Annotated in this window: 1 protein-coding gene and 1 pseudogene; both read right to left on the reverse strand. The window is 62.4% G+C overall.

Going from position 1 to position 1079, the window contains the following annotated elements; all coding sequences use genetic code 11:
- Positions 1-355, reverse strand: a pseudogene (locus AACY11_RS28255) (hypothetical protein); the annotation flags it as partial.
- 8 nt (positions 356-363) lie between these two features.
- On the reverse strand, positions 364-1079 hold a 716-nt coding region (locus AACY11_RS28260), incomplete at its 5' end, for a phage tail protein (RefSeq protein ID WP_339496331.1).

Below are 1079 nucleotides of genomic sequence, written 5' to 3' on the forward strand. Positions count from 1 at the left end.
CCTGGAGCGCGGCCAACACGGAATCGATGTCATCGATCCATTGGCCATCCTTCCAGATCTGATTCGCCTTGGGTTTCTTCATGGTGTAGCCCGCCGGCACAGGTTCGAAGCCTTCCAACGTGCGCGGCTCACCGGTGGCGATGCTGTACACCACTACCCCGCCGAAGTAGTCCACCAGTTGCCAGACTTGGCCATTCCACCAGGCGGCTTTGTGTTCAGGGATCGCCGGCGGCGGGATCTCGATGCACCCGCCGGGGATCATGTAAACGCCGGGTTCCAGCGGCGATTCGTCAGCCTTCACAGCACCAATGAAAATGCCGAGGCGGTCGGTCTGATAGACGAGTTTGTCAGTCATGCTCGATCTCAATACTTGATGCAGAAAAGTAAGGCCATGTTTTTCGGCCGGGTTTCGGTACCGCCGGCAGCGGCTACGGTGATGCCGTGGGTGTGGGCGCCGCCGGCACTGACACCGACGTTGTGCGCGTGTTGTCCAGCCGCACCGATCCCGACGTTGTGTGCGTGGTTGCCTTGGTAGTCGGTACGCATCGGCTGGTTATCCGCGTTTTTCCCGCCAGGCATTTCAAGATCAACGATGTTGCCGCCGCCAGACGGGTAACCCACTGAAATGCCCTGACCCGTCGCGGCGATCCGCCATCCGTGGTCGTGGTTCCCTTGGGCATCCGTCCAGGCGCTGTGAACGTGGTTGCCTTGTGCATCCGTCCAAGCGGTGTGGCCGTGGTCACCGACCGCTGCGGCCGAGGCCGTGTGCCCGTGAGCGTGGATCATCATGTCCTGAAAGGTGCCGAACACCCGCGCAGGATCAAGGCCGCGCCCATCGTCCGCACCTCGAAGAAACAAGCCACGCAGATCCGGCAGACCGAACGTCGTGGAGCCATCACCCTCGCCGAACACGACACCGATGCGCGCAAACAGCCCCGCGAACGCGGTGCGCGACACCACGGCGCCGTTGCACTTGAGCCAGCCCGGCGGCGCAGCGTTCATCGCGAATGCTGAAACCATGCCCGTCAGCGAGTCACCGACCTGTTTTTGCAGCTTGTTCAGGGCAGCGGTCGACGCCA

The sequence above is a fragment of the Pseudomonas sp. RA_105y_Pfl2_P56 genome, from assembly GCF_963970845.1.
Classification (GTDB): domain Bacteria; phylum Pseudomonadota; class Gammaproteobacteria; order Pseudomonadales; family Pseudomonadaceae; genus Aquipseudomonas; species Aquipseudomonas baetica_A.